The sequence below is a fragment of the Pseudomonas fluorescens genome (genome assembly GCF_902497775.2).
Lineage (GTDB): Bacteria > Pseudomonadota > Gammaproteobacteria > Pseudomonadales > Pseudomonadaceae > Aquipseudomonas > Aquipseudomonas putida_F.
This window is the reverse complement of the sequence record NZ_OZ024668.1, coordinates 1,656,111-1,674,890: the sequence shown is the minus strand read 5'-3', so window position 1 is coordinate 1,674,890 and position 18,780 is coordinate 1,656,111. Positions and strand designations below refer to the sequence as shown.

21 protein-coding genes are annotated in these 18,780 nt (G+C 63.0%); 10 read left to right on the top strand and 11 right to left on the bottom strand.

The window, feature by feature from the left end; genetic code table 11:
* Positions 1–66: 66 nt before the first annotated feature.
* A complete protein-coding gene (locus F8N82_RS07775; protein WP_038994676.1) occupies positions 67–480 on the bottom strand; it encodes a RidA family protein in 414 nt (137 codons plus the stop codon).
* 88 nt (positions 481–568) lie between these two features.
* Positions 569–1,519, bottom strand: coding sequence for a LysR family transcriptional regulator (locus F8N82_RS07770; protein WP_038994675.1), 951 nt, complete (start codon positions 1,517–1,519; stop codon positions 569–571).
* Between the two features lie 145 nt (positions 1,520–1,664).
* Between F8N82_RS07770 and F8N82_RS07765 the strand changes: the two genes are divergently transcribed.
* The 4 genes from F8N82_RS07765 (at position 1,665) to F8N82_RS07750 (ending at position 5,134) form a co-directional block, all read left to right on the top strand.
* The gene (locus F8N82_RS07765) at positions 1,665–2,840 is read left to right on the top strand and encodes a M20 aminoacylase family protein (RefSeq protein ID WP_038994674.1); all 1,176 of its coding nucleotides are present in this window, start codon (positions 1,665–1,667) and stop codon (positions 2,838–2,840) included.
* Positions 2,841–2,867: 27 nt separating this feature from the next.
* A complete protein-coding gene (locus F8N82_RS07760) occupies positions 2,868–4,184 on the top strand; it encodes an MFS transporter (protein WP_038994673.1) in 1,317 nt (438 codons plus the stop codon).
* A 98-nt stretch (positions 4,185–4,282) separates the two neighbouring features.
* A complete protein-coding gene (locus F8N82_RS07755; RefSeq protein WP_038994672.1) occupies positions 4,283–4,714 on the top strand; it encodes an SUKH-3 domain-containing protein in 432 nt (143 codons plus the stop codon).
* Between the two features lie 90 nt (positions 4,715–4,804).
* Entirely contained in the window at positions 4,805–5,134 is a 330-nt protein-coding gene (locus F8N82_RS07750) for a hypothetical protein (protein ID WP_038994671.1), read from the top strand.
* Here the strand turns inward: F8N82_RS07750 and F8N82_RS07745 are convergent.
* On the bottom strand, positions 5,109–5,579 hold the full coding sequence (locus tag F8N82_RS07745; RefSeq protein WP_038994670.1) for an NUDIX hydrolase: 471 nt from the start codon (positions 5,577–5,579) through the stop codon (positions 5,109–5,111). The genes F8N82_RS07750 and F8N82_RS07745 overlap by 26 nt on opposite strands.
* A gap of 120 nt (positions 5,580–5,699) precedes the next feature.
* Between F8N82_RS07745 and F8N82_RS07740 the strand changes: the two genes are divergently transcribed.
* From F8N82_RS07740 to F8N82_RS07725, 4 genes are read left to right on the top strand one after another with little or no spacing between them, the layout of a single operon-like run.
* On the top strand, positions 5,700–5,912 hold the full coding sequence (locus F8N82_RS07740; protein WP_038994669.1) for a cold-shock protein: 213 nt from the start codon (positions 5,700–5,702) through the stop codon (positions 5,910–5,912).
* A 45-nt stretch (positions 5,913–5,957) separates the two neighbouring features.
* The gene (locus F8N82_RS07735; protein ID WP_038994668.1) at positions 5,958–6,182 is read left to right on the top strand and encodes a hypothetical protein; all 225 of its coding nucleotides are present in this window, start codon (positions 5,958–5,960) and stop codon (positions 6,180–6,182) included.
* A 53-nt stretch (positions 6,183–6,235) separates the two neighbouring features.
* Complete coding sequence (locus F8N82_RS07730) at positions 6,236–6,637, top strand: GFA family protein (protein ID WP_038994667.1); 402 nt, start codon at positions 6,236–6,238, stop codon at positions 6,635–6,637.
* Between the two features lie 29 nt (positions 6,638–6,666).
* Complete coding sequence (locus F8N82_RS07725; RefSeq protein ID WP_038994666.1) at positions 6,667–7,059, top strand: lysozyme inhibitor LprI family protein; 393 nt, start codon at positions 6,667–6,669, stop codon at positions 7,057–7,059.
* Between the two features lie 45 nt (positions 7,060–7,104).
* Here the strand turns inward: F8N82_RS07725 and F8N82_RS07720 are convergent, their stop codons facing one another.
* The 8 genes from F8N82_RS07720 to F8N82_RS07685 all read right to left on the bottom strand — a co-directional run bounded on the left by F8N82_RS07720 (position 7,105) and on the right by F8N82_RS07685 (position 15,446).
* Positions 7,105–8,241: an AAA family ATPase gene (locus tag F8N82_RS07720; protein WP_038994665.1), complete on the bottom strand. Its 1,137-nt coding sequence runs from the start codon at positions 8,239–8,241 to the stop codon at positions 7,105–7,107.
* A gap of 1 nt (position 8,242) precedes the next feature.
* Positions 8,243–9,112, bottom strand: a complete 870-nt coding sequence (locus F8N82_RS07715; protein WP_038994664.1) for an RNA ligase family protein — start codon at positions 9,110–9,112, stop codon at positions 8,243–8,245.
* A 382-nt stretch (positions 9,113–9,494) separates the two neighbouring features.
* Positions 9,495–10,841, bottom strand: a complete 1,347-nt coding sequence (locus tag F8N82_RS07710; protein ID WP_052251425.1) for an MFS transporter — start codon at positions 10,839–10,841, stop codon at positions 9,495–9,497.
* Positions 10,842–10,912: 71 nt separating this feature from the next.
* Positions 10,913–11,845, bottom strand: coding sequence for a 3-keto-5-aminohexanoate cleavage protein (locus F8N82_RS07705; protein WP_038994663.1), 933 nt, complete (start codon positions 11,843–11,845; stop codon positions 10,913–10,915).
* Between the two features lie 59 nt (positions 11,846–11,904).
* On the bottom strand, positions 11,905–12,693 hold the full coding sequence (locus F8N82_RS07700; RefSeq protein WP_038994662.1) for an SDR family oxidoreductase: 789 nt from the start codon (positions 12,691–12,693) through the stop codon (positions 11,905–11,907).
* Entirely contained in the window at positions 12,690–13,409 is a 720-nt protein-coding gene (locus F8N82_RS07695) for a GntR family transcriptional regulator (protein WP_038994661.1), read from the bottom strand. Before F8N82_RS07695 ends, F8N82_RS07700 begins: the two co-directional genes overlap by 4 nt.
* A gap of 131 nt (positions 13,410–13,540) precedes the next feature.
* Entirely contained in the window at positions 13,541–13,996 is a 456-nt protein-coding gene (locus tag F8N82_RS07690; RefSeq protein WP_038994660.1) for a GNAT family N-acetyltransferase, read from the bottom strand.
* Positions 13,997–14,042: 46 nt separating this feature from the next.
* The gene (locus F8N82_RS07685) at positions 14,043–15,446 is read right to left on the bottom strand and encodes an MFS transporter (RefSeq protein WP_099050703.1); all 1,404 of its coding nucleotides are present in this window, start codon (positions 15,444–15,446) and stop codon (positions 14,043–14,045) included.
* 123 nt (positions 15,447–15,569) lie between these two features.
* Between F8N82_RS07685 and F8N82_RS07680 the strand changes: the two genes are divergently transcribed.
* Together F8N82_RS07680 and F8N82_RS07675 are read left to right on the top strand one after the other, a co-directional pair.
* Positions 15,570–16,466, top strand: a complete 897-nt coding sequence (locus F8N82_RS07680) for a LysR family transcriptional regulator (RefSeq protein ID WP_038994658.1) — start codon at positions 15,570–15,572, stop codon at positions 16,464–16,466.
* Positions 16,467–16,654: 188 nt separating this feature from the next.
* Positions 16,655–18,715, top strand: a complete 2,061-nt coding sequence (locus F8N82_RS07675; RefSeq protein WP_052251424.1) for a patatin-like phospholipase family protein — start codon at positions 16,655–16,657, stop codon at positions 18,713–18,715.
* Positions 18,716–18,780 lie beyond the last annotated feature (65 nt).

The window sequence follows — 18,780 nt, the reverse complement described above, 5'->3', positions numbered from 1 at the left end:
CGAACAGCGCGTTTTGCGGGCGCTATTGTTTACAAAAGCCGAGGCCAATGCCATCGCTAAAACGCCTTACCTGCCCAGCAGCGCAGCGACTGCGTCTATTTCGATCTGCATGCCATCCAGGGCCAAGCGCGGCACCGGGATCAACGTGCAAGTCGGAGTCATGTTGGCGCCCCAGGCACGCTGGGCTTCGGCGCCCCAAATACGCAACCTGGCTTCATCATGGTCGACGATCAGCAGGGTCAGCTTGAACACATCGGCCAGGGTGGCGCCTTTGGATGCCAGGGCGATCTGCAGGTTGGCCAGGGCCTGGCGCGCCTGTTCGGCAAAATCGCTCGGCAGCCGGCCCTCGAGGTCTTCCCCGCCCTGGCCGGCGATGTACAGCAGCCGGGCATTGGCGGCGACTTCGGCAACATGGGAGTAGGCGTTGCCACTGGGGTCGTAGAGGCCTTCGGGGTTGGACAGGTGGAAAGCTGCGGTCATGGTGCTGCTCCGAATGGTTGGAGCGGCGAGTATCAAACCTCGACCTAAGTAGAGGTCAAGCCTGATTTCGCCAGCGCTTCGCTGGCCGTCAGAATTGTAGTCGCAACATATCCGCCAGGCGTCGATCATCGGCATTGGCCGACCGCGCACAGGCCTTCAGCGCCTGTTGCAAGCACTGGACAAAACAGCGCGCGGCCGGGTCCAGAGCCTGGTCGCGCAGGCGAATCACGCTGATGTCGCCCTCCTCCAGGGCCTCATCCAGCACCAGCGCCCGCGCCTTGTCACGCAATGGCTCACACAACAGCATCGGTTCCGGCGAATAGCCCAGCATGCCGGCATCGATGATCAGGCTGCTGAGCATGGCGCTGGACTGGGCGCAGACAATACGCCCCGGCGCGACACTGTACCCATGCCGGCCAAACAGCTGCTGCAGGACCTGGGCCTGGCTGGCCTGGGTGAAATTCATCACCCAGTCGTGCTCCAGCAATTGCTCAAGTGAATGCGCAGCCTGCTGCGGATGCTCGATGTGGGCCAGCACTCGCATGCGATAACGCGCCAGCGGTTCATGGCTGAACTCCTGACTGGGCAAGGCACCTGCCGGGCCCAAGGCAAATTGCATCTGGCCGTTGCGCAACAGCGCCAGGCTGACCGCCTGCAAACCCTCGTACAACTCCAGCTGCACCGCCGGCATCTGCCGGCGAAACGCCTGCACCGCAGCGGCCAACAAGGTCTGCCCGAACCACGGGGTGACACCCACGCACAATCGGCTCGGGGCCTCGCCGCGCAGGCTGGCCATGTCGCGCTGGGCGTTCTCCAACTGGCTGGCGATCTGCCGGGCATGGGGCAACAAGGTCTGCCCGGCCGAGGTCAGCCGTGCGCCACCGGCATGGCGGGAAAGCAGCGGCAGGCCCTGCTCTTGTTCCAGCTCGCGCAACGCGCGGGTCACCGCCGCCTGGGACAGGTTCAAGGCGCGCGCCGCCGAACGAATACCGCCACTGTCGGCCAGCGCAATCAAGGCCTGCAACTGATGCAGTTTCAATCGAGTCTCCTGCCTGAACACCAAGGGTCGTCACGACAACATTTTTGCAGCTTATGCCCTCCCGCCGCGGGCGCTAGGTTAGACCACGCGACCCGGGCCGCCAATGGCCCGCGCAGTGCCGCCTTGCAGATCAGGACATAACACCATGCACAACAGCTGTATTGCTCCCGGCATCCAAGCCATCACCCCCGCCATGATCGAATTGCGTCGGGCCATCCACCGTCAACCCGAGCTGGGTTTCGAGGAGTTCGCCACCCGCGACCGGGTAGTCGAGCACCTGCGCGGCTGGGGCTACGAAATCAATACCGAGCTAGCCGGCACTGCGGTGGTCGGCACCTTGCGCAATGGCCCGGGCCCGGTGCTCGGCCTGCGCGCCGAGCTGGACGCGCTGCCGATCCAGGAGCAGAGCGGGCGCCCCTGGGCCAGTACCACCCCGGGCAAGATGCACGCCTGCGGTCACGACGGCCATACCGCGATGCTCCTGGCCGCCGCCTGCGAGCTTGCCCGCGAACGCACCTGGCGCGGCACCCTGCAGCTGTTTTTCCAGCCCGCCGAAGAAGGCCATGGTGGCTCCGGCGCCAAGCGCATGCTCGACGAGGGCGTGTTTCGCCTGTTCCCCTGCGATGCCCTGTTCGCCCTGCACAACTCCCCGGGCATGGCCCTGGGTAAATTCGGCATCCTCGCCGGCCCGTGCATGGCCTCTACCGACAGCGTCAGCATTGTCATCCACGGCACCGGCGGCCACGGCGCGATGCCGGACAAGAGCATCGACCCGGTGGTGATCGGCGCCTCGCTGGTGCTGGCGCTGCAGACCATCGTTTCGCGCAATGTGCCGCCCAGCGAGACCGCGATCATCACCATCGGGGCCTTCCTCGCCGGTGACGCCGCCAATGTGATCCCGCAGCAGGCCGAGCTGCGCCTGAGCGTCAGGTCGCTCAACCCACAGGTACGCACCCTGTTGCGCCAACGCATCCAGGCCCTGGCCGAACGGCATGCACACAGCTACGGCGCCCGCGCCGAGGTGACATTCGGCGCCGGCTACCCGGTGCTGGTCAATGACCTGGCGGCCGCCCGACTGGCAGAGCAGGTTGTACGCGACTGGCTGGGTGAGGACGGCCTGGCACTCGGGCAGAAACCCATTTGCGCCAGCGACGACTTTGCCTATTGGCTGGAACAGGTGCCCGGCTGCTACCTGTTGATCGGCAACGGCGACGGCGCCGGTGGCTGCGAGGTGCACAACCCCGGCTACGACTTCAACGACCAGGCCCTGCCCCTCGGGGCGACCTTCTGGGTGCGGCTGGCCCAGCGTTTTCTGGCCTGACTCGCCCCTCCCGAGAGATTTACGACCATGACAACAAAAACAACAACATTCGACCTCGGCAGCACTCAAGCCCGACCGGTAAACCGCCGGGCCATCGCCGCCATCTGCCTGGGCAATGCCCTGGAGTTCTACGATTTTCTGGTCTACAGCATGCTCGCGACGCTGATGGCCAGGCTGTTCTTCCCCTTTGGCGACCACCCGCTGATCCCGTTGATGCTGTCGCTGGCGGTGTTCGGCACCGGCTTCATCATGCGCCCGCTGGGCGGCATGGTGATCGGCATGTATGCCGACCGGGTCGGGCGCAAGGCCGCCATGCGCCTGACCTTATGGTTGATGGCGATCGGTTCGCTGCTGTTCACCCTCGCCCCCACTTACGCCCAGGCCGGCCTGCTCGGCCCGGCCATCGTGATTGCCGCCCGGCTGCTGCAGGGCTTTGCCGTCGGTGGGCAGATTGGCACGTCGACCACCCTGCTGATGGAGTACGCCGACAAGCATTCACGCGGCTACTACTGCAGCTGGCAGACCTTCAGCCAGAGCCTGGGGATCTGCATCGGCGCGCTGATGGTGACGGGCCTGAGCGCCCTGCTCAGCCCCGAGGCCATGGACAGTTGGGGCTGGCGGCTGATTTTCGCCATGGGCGTGCTGGCCATTCCGGTCAGTGAGTACATCCGCCATAGACTGGAAGAAACCGTCAGCCATCGCCAGTCATTGCGCAACCGCCCACCGCTGTCGCGGGCCGGCCAACTGACCCTGTTGCTCCAGCACCCGCGGCAGATGCTTGCCGGTGTACTGCTTGTGATCGGCGCCACGGTGCCGATCTACACCATCCAGTTCTACCTGGCCAACCATGCCATTGGCGTGCTCGGCATGCCGCTGAGCGCGGGCACCTGGGCGGCGCTCTGCGCATGCCTGCCGCCATTGTTGCTGTCGGCCCATGCCGGGCGCCTGAGCGACCGCATTGGCCGGCGCAAGGCGATCTTCTGGCCACTACCGATCCTGCTGATAGCGATCTACCCAGCGTTCCTGATCATCAACCAGCACCCGAGCATCAGCGTGCTGCTCTGCGTGGTCACCCTGCTGAGCATCCCGCTGACCTACACCATCGTGCCAAACCTGACGATCCTGCCCGAGCTGTTCCCGACGCAAATCCGCGCCAGCGGCATGTCCCTGGCCTACTGTATCGGCGTGGCCTTGTTCGGTGGCTTTGCGCAGTTCTTCGCCGCCGGCCTGGTCAGCCTGACCGGCAGCCCGAATGCTCCGGCCTGGTACATATTCGCCGCCATCCTGCTGTCGCTGATCGGCCTCAAGCTGGCTCCGGAAACCGCCGGCAAGGACCTCAACTGAATACCCTGCTCATGGATGAGCGCCCACCATCGCGTTTACACCCTTGCTTGATGGCCACTGGCTTGCCGATACTGGGCGTTTGCCGCTGGTGAACCGCTATGCCCATGGAACTTCCCGAGACCATCCGCCCCTTGTTCGTGGCTGCCGGCTGGCCTGCCCAGGTTATTGCCCTAGAGGCAGATAGCGTGCCCGGCGGCCACCCCGCCAACGCCCTGCTCACGACGTTCAACGGCCTGTGCGTCGGCCACTGTGGCGCCGGTGAAGAATGCGCCGCCGGCGATATCGAGTTCAGGGCCAAGCCCGCCCTGCACAGCGACAACGTCATCGTGAGGATGCAACACAAGCTCAACACCACCCTGGTGTGCATCGGCGATGTCCACCACGGCCATGGCGCGCTGTTTGTCGACAGCCAGGGCGCCTGCTATCTCATGAGCCAGGTTCACGATGCCTTCTGGCTGCTGGGCAGCAGCTTCGTCGTTGCCGCAGAAAGCCTTCTGCTGGGCCGCCAGCCACAAGCGCAACTGCTGTGAAATTCAGGCGCAAATAAGGCAAATTGCTGGCCCCCTGCTAGCCGCTTCGTTGGCAAACTCGCTTTCTTTTCAGCAAGTTAGGTAGGTGCTATGCGGGCTTATGGATTAACCCTGGCAGCGTTTTTTCTGGTCGCCCTCCCGCTCGCTGCCCAGGCCAAGGCCCTGGGCAGCAACGACCGCTACATGTGCAGTTGGGGTTCGGACATCGCCGCCGGTGCGCAGCAATCGAAGCTCTCCGGAGTGACCCTGTACGCCGCACGCAAACGCCTGCAGGTGCGTAAATTCAGCAAGCCGTGGATGCGCATGACCGCCATGGGCATCACCGAACAGACCTACAACAGCCAGTCACGCCTCAAGCCTGCAGCCATCAAGCAGACCTACTACGAGCAGTGCGTCAGCCATGCGCTGGCGCGGCGCTGAACACACCGGCTGATTCGAGGGTTTCAATCAGCCGCTCCGGCCACACCGTGTCGCTGGTTTGGCGCAGTTCCTCGGCCGACCACCAGCGATGATCGGCCATCACTTCGACTTCCGAAGACGTCCAGCCCTGGCGGCACAGTTGCTGGTTTTGCGCCTGGATCAGGTAGTACTGCTCAACCGAAGTGACCCACTCGCCGCTGGGCAACTGCATGGCAAAGCGGCGCTCGCTCAAGTGGGCGCCCACGGCGTCGACCTGGATGCCGGTTTCTTCGCGCAGCTCGCGAATCGCAGCTTGCTCGAAGGTTTCACCCTCCTCCACCCCGCCACCCGGTGTTGCCCAATAGTCGTCACCGGCCAGCGCGCCGTGGCGATGGACGAAGCGGAACAGCAACACGCGTCGCGAGGGGCTGATGACTAATAGGCGGGCTGATTTTCGTTCACGCATCTAGGTATTCCTTTCTTCAGACCTGGCATTTTTACCAGTTGTGCGTTTGCCGGCACAGGCCTACTTTCTTCAGGCAACAGCAATTTCCATGCAAAGCTGCAAGACTCGAGGGTTGGCGCAATGAGCAACAGACTGAACGGTACGGTGAAATGGTTCAATGATGAGAAAGGCTTCGGCTTCATTACCCCAGACGGAGGTGGCGATGATTTGTTCGTGCACTTCAAGGCCATCGAAAGTGACGGATTCAAATCACTGAAAGAAGGGCAAAAAGTCTCCTTTGTCGCCGAAAAAGGCCAGAAAGGTTTGCAGGCCGCCCAAGTTCGACCGGAGTAAAAACCAGGTAATTCCTTGCTGTTTAACGCACCAGGAGAAACGCTCATGGGCAGAATTCCTCGTCCCCCTGCTGGCTCGACCGAAAGTGAACTGAGCGTTTCCATCCCTACCTTCCGCGAGGACGATGTCTTTTTTCAGATCGGGTCCGCAATGCCTGACGGGCTGGTCCTGCACGAGGGCCAGGTAGTGAGTTACGAGCTTGTGCAAGGGCCACAAGGTCAATGGTTCGCTGTCGATATCCAGATCATCGAAGAACCGCCGCTAAACTAGGCTGAATAGCCCGTGTATGATCCCTGGCAAATTTGCCCGCCAAGGATTTCGGGATGACCAGCGACTTTCACGGCAGCTGCCTGTGCGGCGCCGTCAGCTACCACATCAACACCCCGCTAAAAGCCGTCACCCACTGCCACTGCAGCCAGTGCCGCAAAGCCCATGGCGCAGCTTTTGCAACATACGCCAGCGTGCCGGCTGAGGCCTTGAGCTGCAGCGATCCGCAGGAGGTGTTGCGGGTGTTCAAGTCATCGCCATCGGTCAGCCGCAGCTTTTGTTCAAGCTGCGGCGCGAGCCTGTTCTGGGCCAATGCCAGTGGCGATTATCCGGGCTGGGTCAGCGTGGCGCTCGGCACCCTGGATACGCCGTTCGAGCCTGCCCGCCAAAAACATGTGCATGTGCAGTCCAAGGCTTGCTGGCTGGTGATTGGCGACGCCTGGCCGCAACACCAATAAACTAAAAAACTTCAACGCAAGGACGCCCCATGTATCGCTTGATTTACGCAGGCTTCGGCGTGCTGCTGGCGCTGGCCACCCCGGTCCAGGCAAGCAGCCTGTGCCCCGGCGCCAACACCGAAGTGCAGATGCTCGAATGCATGCAGCGCTCGCTGAAAAAATCCGATCGGCAATTGAATCAGCTCTATCAGGAGCTGGTTACACGCTTCAAGGACGAGGGCGCGTCACCCGGGCGCCCGACCCAGGACGTGGCGCTGAAAAAAGCCCAGCGCACTTGGATTGCCTTTCGTGATGCCAGCTGTGAATTGGAGACGTATGAGTCGGTTGGCGGCAGCGGCTACGCCACCATCCATACCCATTGCCTGTTGAAGCAGACACAAGCCAGAGTCCAGTACCTGAAACAGATCAGCGGCATGCCCTGAAGGGTCATGGATGGCTGCCTGCTGCCCCACATAACCCGCATGGCCTCACACCTCATACTCGACCCGATCCGCCTCCACCGGCGTCGGCACTTCCCAGCGAAAATACATGCGTTCGATGTCCTTGTTGCGCAGCGTGGTGTCCCGGCGGGCGTTGCGGCGCATCAGCTCGCGCTCGCTCTGCTCCAGGTACACCAGTTGCACGTCGGCGTCGTAGCTGTAGAGCAGGTCGAGGGTCTTCTTGCGCATCTGCTGCGACAGGTGCGTGCTGTTCCACACGAACGGTTCGCGGCGGCGCAGCAAGGTCTTGGCCTTGTCGATCGCGTACTGCGCCACCGGGCCTTTGTCGCCATGGCTCAGGCCAAGCTCCTGGCGGGCATCGTCGAACGACACCACGGCCAGATCCGCTGCGTGCTGGCTGACCCAGGTGTCCTTGCCGCTGGCCGGCAGCCCCGCCAGCATGATCACCTGCGAGCCCTGCACCTCGCGGTACAGGCTGTACTGCGGCAGCACCGAGGCACCGCGAAAGTAACTGCGCCGGGTGTAGTCGTCGGCGAAGGCCTTGGGTTGATCCAGGCAGCCCTCGTCTTCGGCCAGCAGGCGGAACACTTCGATGTCGTCGAGTACACCCTGCTTGCCGGCAAAGCCGCGGCCCTGCATGTCGGCGCTGGCCACTGCGCAGAGCATCCACACCGGCAACTCCCACGACAGGCGATGGAGAATCTGCTCGGCCGAACGCCCGCTCTTGTCCCCTGCCAAGGCAAAGAACGGCAACTGGTGCACGTTGATGATCCGGCAGATGGTTTCCCGCAGGTCAAACGGCACCCCGGCCTGCCACAACAGGATGCGTGCATCCACCGCGCCGCGGCGTGAATGGCCGGGCTGGCCGACCTTGCCGGTGATTTCATCGATCACCGTGCACGATGGTTTGGCGATGTCGTGCAAGACTGCGGCGTAGAACAGCACGAACTGCTGCTCGGGGTTGGCGCGTTGGTACACCGGGTCGGCGAGCAAGGCATCGACCACCATCATGGTGTGGGTCCAGACGTCGCCTTCCTGGTGGTAGACCGGGTCCTGGATAGTCGCCGCCAAGGCGCGCAGCGACGGGATCGCCTCCAGCAGCGCCGGGTAGTCGACCGCGCGGCCGGGGCTGGGCATCAGCCCTTGCAATGTGTTCATGTCCATATCATTCAACTCCTTGTTCGGCGGCCTGCAGGCTGGCCCAGGTGACCTGGGGCTCGGGCGCATACAGGTCGACACCGGCGGCCAGCAGGTTGGGGATGTACGGCTGGCGCAAGTGGTGCTCATCGGCTTCGAGGATGGCCTGGACGAAGTCGTGGCGCACCCATTTGATCCGCCCGGTGGTGTGCTCGGCGGTTTCGATTTTCAGGTACAGGCCCTCCATCAGATCGGAGCGGTCGCCCTGGTTCCAGGCCTTGGCAAAGTCCAGTTGCTGACGGGCGATGACTTCGGCGAAGGCCTCCTGCCAGCGTCGCGACTTGGCCTGCGAATGGCCGACCAGGGCCAGCAGGTCCTTCAGCCGTGGCGGTGCGATGCCTTCGAACAGCACCGGCACCGACAGCACCGGACCGCCCGCGAGCAGTTGCTGGCGCCGTGCGGTGGAGAGGAACACCTGGGCCTCGCGGTCCCAGATATCGAACTCGAAGAACAGGTGCGGCAGCTGGTCGTAGAACACGCTGTGGCGCTTGCTCATTACCTCGCCGAACATGACGTAGCGGTCTTCCAGGTGTTCGAGCAGCCAGTCTTCGTGACAGGCCGCCCATTGCTTGAACTGGCTGAACTGACGCTCGCGGCTGCCACCGGCCAGGTAATGGCCACGGGACTGCAACAACAGCTCGCCGGCGGCGGAAAAGCTGATCGCGGCATTGGCGCCGTCGAGCTTTTCCTCGACCACCAGGTACTGGCCATTCAGACGGCTATAGGCCAACTGATCATGGTCGCTGTCGCCAGCTTGCAGGCGAGAACTTTGCAGGTGTGGGGTGCGCGGGTATTTGTACAGGTCGAGCTGCGCGAGCTCGCGGATATCGAGTGTCATGGGTCTTCTCCAAGATTGGGAAAACCGACGACAGCGGGCAGGTGAAAGTGCGTGCGCAGGCAGGCACCAACAGGCTTAAACGTCCGTCGTCGGCATCAGGCGTGTTGGTTGGCGTGGGGCACTGGCTTCACCTAAATAATGAGGGGTGGATCTGAAGGGGGCGGATTGAAAACGAGATGGGGGTGGGCTGTCAAGTGGTATGTTGTCTGGGATGGCCTCATCGCGGGTCCAGCCCGCTCCTACAGGTACCGCGCCAATCCTGTGGGAGCGGGTCTTGCCCGCGATCGAGCGCGCAGCGGTCGTAATCCAGTCAACACTTCATGTGCTGACTGCACTGGCCTCATCGCTGGCAAGCCAGCCCACAAATGTATCTGTGAAAACCTCAGGCAGATTGCCGCTGCGCGTTGCTGAGCGCTCCCCCCTTCGTGCTTTTACGCTCATGCCCCTGGCGCAAACGCAGCGCCGCCAACGCAGCCACCACCAGCACTACGGCAATGAACTTAAGACCGTTCACGGCATTGCCGGTGCTCTGCTCGATCATGCCCATCAGCGACGGCCCGAAGAAGCCGCCCAGCAACCCGCAGGAGTTGACGAAGCCCAAGCCGCCGGCCAGCGCCGCACCTTTGAGACGCGAGGCCGGGTACAGGAAGATGATCGACTGGACGACAAAGAACATCACCGCCGACAGGCAAAAGCCCAGCAAACTGATCACCGGCCCCGCCTGGGAAGCGATAGCCAGGCCCAACGCCATGGTCAGCAGGCCAGTCACCAGGATCCGCCGCGCCCGCTGCGCCGTGCTGGCAAACCGCGGCAAGAGGATCGCGCCTGCTGCCGCCGCCAGCCACGGCAAGGACGTGAGAAAACCGATCTGCAGCACACTCAGGTCGCCATATTTGCCAATGATCCCCGGCAGAAAAAAGATCACAGTGTAGAGCGTGATCTGGTGGCAGAAGTAGACAAAGATCGCCAACAGGATCTGCGGTGTCAGGCACTGCTTGAGCGAGTGCCCGCTGTGGCCTGCGCCCTCCTCGGCTTCGCTGGCCAACTGGCGTTCGATCTGCTCGGCTTCGGCACGGGTCAACCACGGCGCCTTGCTTGGCCGGTCGGGCAGTTTCTTCCACACCACGTAGGCGAAGAACACCGCCGGCAAGCCTTCGAGCATGAACATCCACTGCCAGCCATGCCAGCCCATCAGGCCGTCCATCTGCATCAGCGCCGCGCCCAACGGCCCGCCGATGATATTGGCAAAACACACCCCGAGCAGGAAGTAGCCGGTAGCGCGGGCGCGTTGTTCGCGGCCGAACCAGTAGGTCAGGTAGAGCATCACCCCGGGGAACAAGCCGGCCTCGGCGATGCCCAGCAACAGGCGCAGCACGTAGAACGAAGTCTCGCCCTGGACGAAAGCCATGGCCGCAGAAATCAGGCCCCAGGTCACCATGATCCGGGCGATCCAGAAGCGCGCGCCGACCTTGTGCATGATCAGGTTGCTGGGCACTTCCGACAGCGCATAGGTGAGGAAAAACAATCCGGCGCCCAATCCGTAGGCGGCCGCGGAAATACCCAGGTCGACATCCAGTTGATGCTTGGCCAGGGCGATGTTGGTACGGTCGAGAAAGCTCAGCACATAGGCGGCAATCAGCAACGGCATGAGTTTGACGAACAGCAACCGGTTGAGGGTTGCAGGATCACGGGGCACAGTCAGTTCTTCGGGCGATCTTGTAATTGTCATGGCGCGAATCTCTAGTGTGACGTCAGCGGTGGGAACGCCCCGGCCAACGCTGGCCGGAGCATGCAGGCAAGCTAGAAGTCGACTGCGTAGCGGCCTTTGAGGCTGAGCATTTCCCTGGCCTCATCGGGGCGGGCGACGCGCCCGCCGAGGGCTTCGATCACCGTACGGATGCGCTTGACCTGATCGGCATTGGACGCCGCCAGCTTGCCCGGGCCATCCCACAGCGAATCCTCAAGGCCCACGCGCACGTTGCTGCCCATGGCCAGGCCCATGGTGCCCAGGGGGATCTGGTTGCGCCCGGCGCCGAGGATCGACCACTCGTAGTTGTCGCCAAACAGGCGGTCGGCGGTGCGGCGCATGTGCGCCAGGTCCTCGGGGTGGCCACCGATGCCGCCCCGCAGGCCAAACACCGACTGGATGAACAGCGGCGCCTTGAGCAGCCCGCGCTGGAGGAAATGCGCGGCGGTGTACAGGTGGCCGATGTCGTAGCACTCAATCTCGAAGCGCGTGCGATTCTCGGCGCAGGCGTTGAGGATGTAGGTGATGTCGCGAAAGGTGTTGCGAAAGATCCGATCGTCGCTCTCTTCCAGGTACGGCCGCTCCCAGTCGTGCTTGAACTCGGTAAAGCGCTCAAGCATTTCGTACAGGCCAAAGTTCATCGAGCCCATGTTCAACGAGGCCAACTCTGGTTTGAGCTGGGCCACCGGCTGCAGGCGCTCTTCAACGCCCATGGTCGGTGCACCGCCGGTGGTGAGGTTGATCACCACATCGCTTTGCGCCTTGATTTGCGGCAAGAACTGGCGAAACAGCTCGACGTCCTGGCTGGGCTTGCCGTCGAACGGGTCACGGGCGTGCAGGTGGACGATAGAAGCACCCGCCTGGGCGGCGCCAATGGCAGCGTCGGCGATTTCCTGCGGGGTGATCGGCAGGTGTGGCGACATCGACGGCGTATGGATGGCACCGGTGACGGCGCAGGTGATGATGACCGGGCGTTTCTTGGACATGCGTGTTCTCCGTTTTTATTCTTGGCGAGAAAGCAGTGCGGTAAAAGCGCGGGTGTTGCTCAGAGGTATTCGACGTTGCCATCGACGCTGATGGCTTGGCCGGTGATGTTGCGGGCGGCCGGTGAACAGAGGAACAAGGCCGTGGCGGCGACATCTTCGGCCGTGACCATGCGTTTGAGGGAAATCTTCTTCAGGTACTCCTCGCGCATCACCGCCTCGCAGACACCCACTTGCGCAGCACGGGCGCGAATTACCCCGTCCATGCGCGGACCCTCGACGATGCCGGGCAGCAAGGCGTTGACGCGGATATCGCTTTCGCCAAGTTCCGAGGCCAGGGATTTCATCAGGCCGACAATGGCCCACTTGGTCGCCGCATAAGGCGTGCGCCAGGCGTAACCGAGGCGCCCGGCCACCGAGGCGATGTGCAGCAGGTGGGCGTTGGGCGAGTCCTTGAGCAGCGGCACCGCATGGTGGGCGAAGCGGTATTGCGCGGTGAGGTTGATGTCGATGGTGCGCTGCCAGTCGTCGTCGCTGATGGCATCGATTCCGGCGGTGGGCCCGGCGATGCCGGCATTGTTGACCAGCACATCAAGGCCGCCGAACTGCTCGCGCTGGACCTTGAACACCGCCTCTACCTGCGCCGCGTCGCCGACGTCGGCGCGGGTGGCGACGCTGTCCGGGTAGCGGTCGCGAAACGCCGCCAGGGCCGCTTCGCTGACATCGCAGACATGCACCCGGGCACCGGCTTCGATATAAGCCGCCGCCAGCACTTCACCGATACCGGCGGCGCCGCCGGAGATCAATACCCGCAGGCCCGGGTACGGCGTCAGACGCTTGAGAACGCTCATGCTTTTTTCACTCCTGAAACAGACCGCGCGCGGTCGTTGTTGACCAGCAGACGCGCCAGGGAATCGGCGGCCTGCATGATGTCGTCGGTCACCGCTGCCCGCGCCGCCGCCGCATCACGGTCGGCCAGGGCGGCGACGATGCGGTCGTGCGCTTGCATCGAGCGCTGCAGGTGGGCCTTGTCCGGGGCGACCAGGGCAAAACACGGGCCCATGTGCAGCCAGAAATTCTCTACCGCAGCGACCGTCAGTTCGGCCTGGGCCACGGCATAGATGCGCCGGTGAAAGGCGAAGTTGCCCCACAGGTAAGCCGGCACGTCGACCTTGTCGGCGGCGGCTTGCATCTGTACGCAGAGGTCGGTGATTTCGGCCAGATCGGCGTCGCTGAGATGGGCCACGGCCTTCTCGGCCAACAGGCCTTCGAGGGCGACCCGGGCATCGCGGATTTCGCGCAGACGCTCGGTGGTCATCACCCGTACTCGCAAGCGCGAGGTTTCGGTGACTTCAAAAGCGTTCTCGGCGCTCAGGCGCTGCAGCGCTTCGCGTACCGGCATGGGGCTGGAGCCCAGCGCTTCGGCCAGGCCTCGGATGGTCAGCTTCTGCCCGGGCTGAAAGCGCCCGCTCATCAGCGCTTCGCGGATTTGCCGGTAGACCTGGTCTTGCAGGGTATCGCGGGACACCTGACGCAGGGCCGGCAACAGGACGGGACGATCGGTCATGGGGGAAGCCTGTGTTGTCGTTCTTGTGACCAGAATATGTGATCACAAATCAAATATGTCAAATTATATTCAACGACAACGACCCAGCGTCCTGCCCGATGTGGGCAAGGCGTGTTTATTCAACCATCACATCAGCGCGCCACATTCCGCTCCATGACAATGATCCGCTCCTCCCCCTCCAGCACCTCACGGAGCTTGGCGTAGCCGAGCCGGGCATAGAACGCCTCTGCAGTTATCGATGACGGCACCCGCAGCAGTGTCTGGCCTGCTTGCCGGGCCAAATCCTCAATCGCAAACATCAGCGCGCGGCCCACGCCTATGCCCTGCAACACGGGCGTCACAAACACGCTGCGCACCACATTGCCCTGCAGGCTGGCCGTGCCAACCAGTTGTTGGTCGAGCAGCGCCACCAGTACCTGACGCTGTTCCAGCAAGGCCACTATTCGTTCTGGAGTAAAGCTCTGCTCGACCTGGGCGATCAGCACCGCTGAATAATCGGCGGCGTTGGTCTGCTGCAAGGACTGGATGATCACCGCACTGATGGCGCTGGCGTCGGCGGGCGTGGCAGGGCGAATGTGCAGGGGCATCGGCTCGTTCCGTGAGGCAGTATCGGGACAACAGTGTGCCGTGCGTTCAGGGTGGCGAACCAGCGCTGGTTTCAGCCACTGCCGCAGTGCTGCGCCGCTTGCCGGGCAGCACCAGAGCAATCAGCACACCCAACAAGGCGATCCCGCCGCTGACCAGCACTGCCCGCTGCAAGCCCAGCGCATACCCTTGCTGCCAAGCGGCGCCGCTCAAGCCGTCGAGGCCCTGGTTGGCCAGCCCCACCAGCAGCGCCAGACCCAGCGCGCCACCGATCTGCTGAACGGTGGAAGCCATGCCTGAAGCCACGCCTTGCTCGCCCGCCGCGACACCCTGCCCAGCGCACACCCACATGGCAGTCCAGGTCATGCCCTGGCCGATGCTGAGCAAGGCAATCGGCGCCAACAGGTGAACGAAAACACCATCGCCGGGCAAGCTCCAACCAAGCCAGAGAATCCCCACACCGCCGGCCAGCAAGCCGATGATCAAGGTGCTGCGCAACCCCAGGCCGGCCAGGGCCCGCTCGGCGATGCCGATGCCCAGAGTGCACACCAGTGTCGCCGGCAAAAACGCCAGGCCGCTGGCAAGCACGCTGTAGCCGTAGATCTGCTGAAAGTACAAGGCCAGGAAGTAGTACTGCACGCTGAAGCTGGCCATGAACACAGCGGTCAGGCCCATGGCCGCACGCAAGCCCGGGGTGCGCAGCAAGCGCAGCGGCATCAGCGGGTCGCGGCTGCGGGTTTCGATCACCCCGAACAGCGCCAGGCAGATCAGTGCAGCTGCCAGCACTGTCCAGAACAGCGGCCGTTGCCAGCCCCAGCTCGGCCCTTCGATCAGCGCCAGCACCAACAGGCTGCCACCCAGGGTGATAGTCAGGGCGCCAGCGAGGTCAAACGAGCGACCTTGCGCCCGGACCGGATCGGCCGGAATCCAATAGCCGGCAGCCCAGGCACAAGCCCCCGCCAGCGGCACGTTGACCAGGAACACCGCCTGCCAGCCCAGCCACTGGGTGAGAATGCCGCCGAGCAAGGCGCCGAGCGCCAGGCCCGCAGCCGAGGCGGCGCTCCAGATCGCCAGGGCACGGGTACGCGGCGCACCTTCGGCGTACTGGCTGTTGATCAGCGCCAGGGTGGCGGGAAACAGCAAGGCGCCTGCCAGCCCTTGCAGCGCCCGGGCCAGCACCAGAATCTCGGCCTGGTCGGTGAGGCCGCCGGCCAGCGAGGCGATGGCGAACAAGGCCTGGCCAAGCCGATACAAACGCCGCCGGCCCAGCAGGTCGGCGGCGCGGCCGCCAAGCAGCAGGCAACCGCCAAAGGCCACGCCGAAGGCGCTGATGATCCATTGCAGCTGGCGCGGGCCGATGGCCAGGTGTTCGCCAATGGTCGGCAAGGCGACGAAGACGATGGTGTAGTCCAGGGCAATGATCAGCTGGGCACAGGCCAGTAACAGCAGCATCAAGGCGGGGTGGCGTGGGGTGGAAATCGACATGCGCGGCATCCTTGGCAAGAAGGCGCCAGTGTCATTCATGCGCCAGGCATGATAAATACGCTGCCAGTCCTTTCAGTAATGACTTTAATCATGGATCTAAACACCGTTGCCCTGCTGCTCAAGGTCGCCGAGTTGCGCAGCTTTACCGCCGCGGCCGCCAGCACCGGCTTGACCCAATCGGGGCTGTCGCGGGCGATCCGGCGTCTGGAAGAACAACTGGGGGTCAAGCTGCTGCACCGCAACACCCGCAGTGTCAGCCTGACCGCCGACGGCCTGCTGTTGCGCGAGCGGTGCGCACCGTTGCTGGCCGGGTTCGAGGAGGCCGAGCAACTGCTGCTCGACCGCCGCTGCGAGCCCAGCGGTACCCTGCGCCTGAGCCTGCCGTCGGCGTTTGGCCGCATCGTCATCCTGCCGCTGCTGGGTGAGCTGACCCAGCGCCATCCAGAGCTGGTGCTGGATGCGACCATGACCGATCGCCTGGTCGATCTGGCCGAAGAAGGCTTCGACGCCGCCGTACGCATCGGCCCGCTCAGCGATGTGCGCCTGGTGGCCCGGCCCCTGGCGCCGATGCATTGGGTGACCGTCGCCTCCCCCGGCTACCTTGACCGCCACGGCGTGCCGCAGACCCTCGAGGACCTGGCCCGGCACAACTGCCTGGTGGTGCATAACCCCTACCTAGGGCGCCGGGTCGACTGGCAGTTCGTGCAGCACGGGCGGCTGGTCGATGTACCGGTCAGCGGGCAAATGCTCTTCGATGTCGGCGACCCGCTGATCGATGCGGCGCTGCAGGGTTTCGGCATTGTCCAGGTAATGGATTTCGTCGCCCGCCAGGCCCTGGCCGACGGCCGCCTGGTGCCGGTATTGGAGCCGTTTGCCGGCCGCTGGCGTGAGCTGGCGCTGGTCTATCCGCCCTCGCGCCAGCATTCGCCGCGCCTGAAGGTGTTCAGCGACCTGCTGCAGGAGCGCTGGCCGTCAGCCTGGAGCTGACGATTGCCTTTTGCCGGGCTGGTGGTGAAAAGCCGTGCTATAGCTTTTTAACATCACGCACCCGATTTGAGGCGCATATGGTCCACGCCAGGACGAGCACGGCCACGTTAGCCCTATCCCTCTGCGCCTTGAGCGGCTGCACAGCCCTCGCAGAGAAGTCATCACCGCTCAGGGATGAAGGAAACTGGATGGGCGCAGTTGACTACTTTACTAGCGATACCTTGCGCAAAAAATTCGAACCGGAGCTGCGTGATAAAACGCTTCCTCACTTAGGGGTGGCACTGGCAGGCGGTGGCACCAAAGCGTCGGCATTCTCGATGGGCGTCCTGCAAGGGCTGACCACGAGTGGTTTGATGGCCGAGGTGGATGCGCTGTCCAGTGTCTCAGGCGGTGGCTATGCCGCGCTTTGGTACTACGCACGGATGCGCTTCGACCTCCCGCCCGCAGAAGCCGGCAGCCATGCCCCGCGGCAAATGGCACGGTTCTTCGCCGACTGCCTGCCATCGCGCTACGTCAGGGCCGGGATCAATGATCTGCGACTCGAAAACTGCGACCCGATCAACCTGACCAACGACACCTCCGTATCCAATGATCGCTATCGTTACCAGAATGCACTTCGCGGATTCCAGGATGTATTCAACGACTCATTCAGCTACACCACCACTGAAACAGACACCCGCTTTAGCGCAGATGCACTCGTAATGGGGCTCGAGAGTGTCGCGGTGATGCCGTTGGGCATGCTGGTCAATGGCGTCTTCGACTGGGAGCTGGAGGTTTCTGTCAGTCAGCATCGCTACAACAGCGGTATTGCCCGGGCCTACGCCGCAAGTCCGGTGAAATGTAGCGACGGTGGTTGTGAATTCCGTGATCGTATTGGCAAGCGCCCGGTGCAGATCAGGCGCGAAGGCCGCACCCGGCAGGGCATCGGTCTGACCTTTGAGTATCTCGACAATGCTTACCAGCGCCACGGCGCGCCGCTGTGGATCATCAATGCAACCGCTGGCGAGGACAGGACACCCTGGGACTTCAGCGCACAATCAGATGCCAACCTGAGCGTGTTCGAGATCACCCCCTACACCCAGGGGTCAGGCTTGTATGGCTACCATCAGAAGCAGCTACCCGACCTGACACCCTATCGGGCGACCGTCGCCTCGGCAGCCTTCCTCGACTCACAACAAAAAGCCGTCACCGAGCCGCCGCTGCGTAACCTGCTGGGTGCCCTGATGGGCGCTACGACCTTGAGTTGGGGGACGTCATACCGCAATACCCTCAGTACCTCCCCGAACGCCGTCAACCAAGCGCACTACATCGGCCACAAGTTTCTGCCCTGGCCGCTTTACTACGCACACCGGTTCACGCCATCCAGGGATTCGGTTTTCATCCACCTTTCCGATGGCGGCCAATCGGAAAACCTGGGGGCCTATGCGCTGATCCGTCGGGGTATCGAAACCATCATCATTTCCGACCATGCGCAGGACCGTAAGGGCGAGATGGGTGACTTGTGCCGGCTGAAAAGCCAGATCCGCAAACAGGGTTTGTACCTGACTGTACCGGGGCTGGCCGATCTGGACAGTGTCTGTAACCAGACCCGGCACTACCCCTTGGGCTACGACATTTTCAACTGGCAACATCCGGTTCTGCTCGGTTGTGTATCCAACGGGAAAATGGCCGAGGACTGTAGCCGCAGCGATGAACAAACCGTGCTGCCTGGCGAATACTTCGCCCGTTTGTTCATCATCAAACCGGCGCTGGCCAACTCGCAATTGACTGACGCCCTGGCGGCAATGGGCGTTGCTTGCCAACGCGGACTCGAAGGACAGTGCGCCGCCGCCATCCAGCGCCATTGCAAAAAATTCGACCGCGTATCGAACTGGACCTACGCCGACACGCCATCGTGCGAACTGCTGGGATTCATTGCGAAAAACTTCACCTCTGCAGACGGTATTGCAAGCGACGGCTGTCCATTCTTTCCACAGCACTCGACAGTAATGATGACGGCTGACTCCTCGCCTTGGGTCTATGGCGCCATGCGCGACCTGGGCGCCTTTTATGCGCAACGTATCAACTGGTTCTTCAGCAAGGCCGATCCGAAACAAGTCGACGCGCAACGCTTCAACCAAGTGGCGAAGGTGCAGAAAGCCACTCCTGTAGTGCCTACTGACTTGATTCTGTCGCGCATATACAACAAAAAAACCGACATCATGAAATGTCTGCACCCCCAGGTCCTGCGCACTGCACGTATTGACTAACCATTTATTTTTTCTGGCACCGGGCCTATAGTCACAGCCGGCGTCAACCACGCCACCCGTCCGCG

Bases quoted from the DNA above. Each gene is read 5' to 3' on its own strand.
- F8N82_RS07775 (WP_038994676.1), bottom strand. From the start codon at position 480: ATGACCGCAGCTTTCCACCTGTCCAACCCCGAAGGCCTCTACGACCCC.
- F8N82_RS07765 (WP_038994674.1), top strand. From the start codon at position 1,665: ATGCACAACAGCTGTATTGCTCCCGGCATCCAAGCCATCACCCCCGCC.
- F8N82_RS07760 (WP_038994673.1), top strand. From the start codon at position 2,868: ATGACAACAAAAACAACAACATTCGACCTCGGCAGCACTCAAGCCCGA.
- F8N82_RS07755 (WP_038994672.1), top strand. From the start codon at position 4,283: ATGCCCATGGAACTTCCCGAGACCATCCGCCCCTTGTTCGTGGCTGCC.
- F8N82_RS07750 (WP_038994671.1), top strand. From the start codon at position 4,805: ATGCGGGCTTATGGATTAACCCTGGCAGCGTTTTTTCTGGTCGCCCTC.
- F8N82_RS07745 (WP_038994670.1), bottom strand. From the start codon at position 5,579: ATGCGTGAACGAAAATCAGCCCGCCTATTAGTCATCAGCCCCTCGCGA.
- F8N82_RS07740 (WP_038994669.1), top strand. From the start codon at position 5,700: ATGAGCAACAGACTGAACGGTACGGTGAAATGGTTCAATGATGAGAAA.
- F8N82_RS07735 (WP_038994668.1), top strand. From the start codon at position 5,958: ATGGGCAGAATTCCTCGTCCCCCTGCTGGCTCGACCGAAAGTGAACTG.
- F8N82_RS07730 (WP_038994667.1), top strand. From the start codon at position 6,236: ATGACCAGCGACTTTCACGGCAGCTGCCTGTGCGGCGCCGTCAGCTAC.
- F8N82_RS07725 (WP_038994666.1), top strand. From the start codon at position 6,667: ATGTATCGCTTGATTTACGCAGGCTTCGGCGTGCTGCTGGCGCTGGCC.
- F8N82_RS07720 (WP_038994665.1), bottom strand. From the start codon at position 8,241: ATGGACATGAACACATTGCAAGGGCTGATGCCCAGCCCCGGCCGCGCG.
- F8N82_RS07715 (WP_038994664.1), bottom strand. From the start codon at position 9,112: ATGACACTCGATATCCGCGAGCTCGCGCAGCTCGACCTGTACAAATAC.
- F8N82_RS07710 (WP_052251425.1), bottom strand. From the start codon at position 10,841: ATGACAATTACAAGATCGCCCGAAGAACTGACTGTGCCCCGTGATCCT.
- F8N82_RS07705 (WP_038994663.1), bottom strand. From the start codon at position 11,845: ATGTCCAAGAAACGCCCGGTCATCATCACCTGCGCCGTCACCGGTGCC.
- F8N82_RS07700 (WP_038994662.1), bottom strand. From the start codon at position 12,693: ATGAGCGTTCTCAAGCGTCTGACGCCGTACCCGGGCCTGCGGGTATTG.
- F8N82_RS07695 (WP_038994661.1), bottom strand. From the start codon at position 13,409: ATGACCGATCGTCCCGTCCTGTTGCCGGCCCTGCGTCAGGTGTCCCGC.
- F8N82_RS07690 (WP_038994660.1), bottom strand. From the start codon at position 13,996: ATGCCCCTGCACATTCGCCCTGCCACGCCCGCCGACGCCAGCGCCATC.
- F8N82_RS07685 (WP_099050703.1), bottom strand. From the start codon at position 15,446: ATGCTGCTGTTACTGGCCTGTGCCCAGCTGATCATTGCCCTGGACTAC.
- F8N82_RS07680 (WP_038994658.1), top strand. From the start codon at position 15,570: ATGGATCTAAACACCGTTGCCCTGCTGCTCAAGGTCGCCGAGTTGCGC.
- F8N82_RS07675 (WP_052251424.1), top strand. From the start codon at position 16,655: ATGGGCGCAGTTGACTACTTTACTAGCGATACCTTGCGCAAAAAATTC.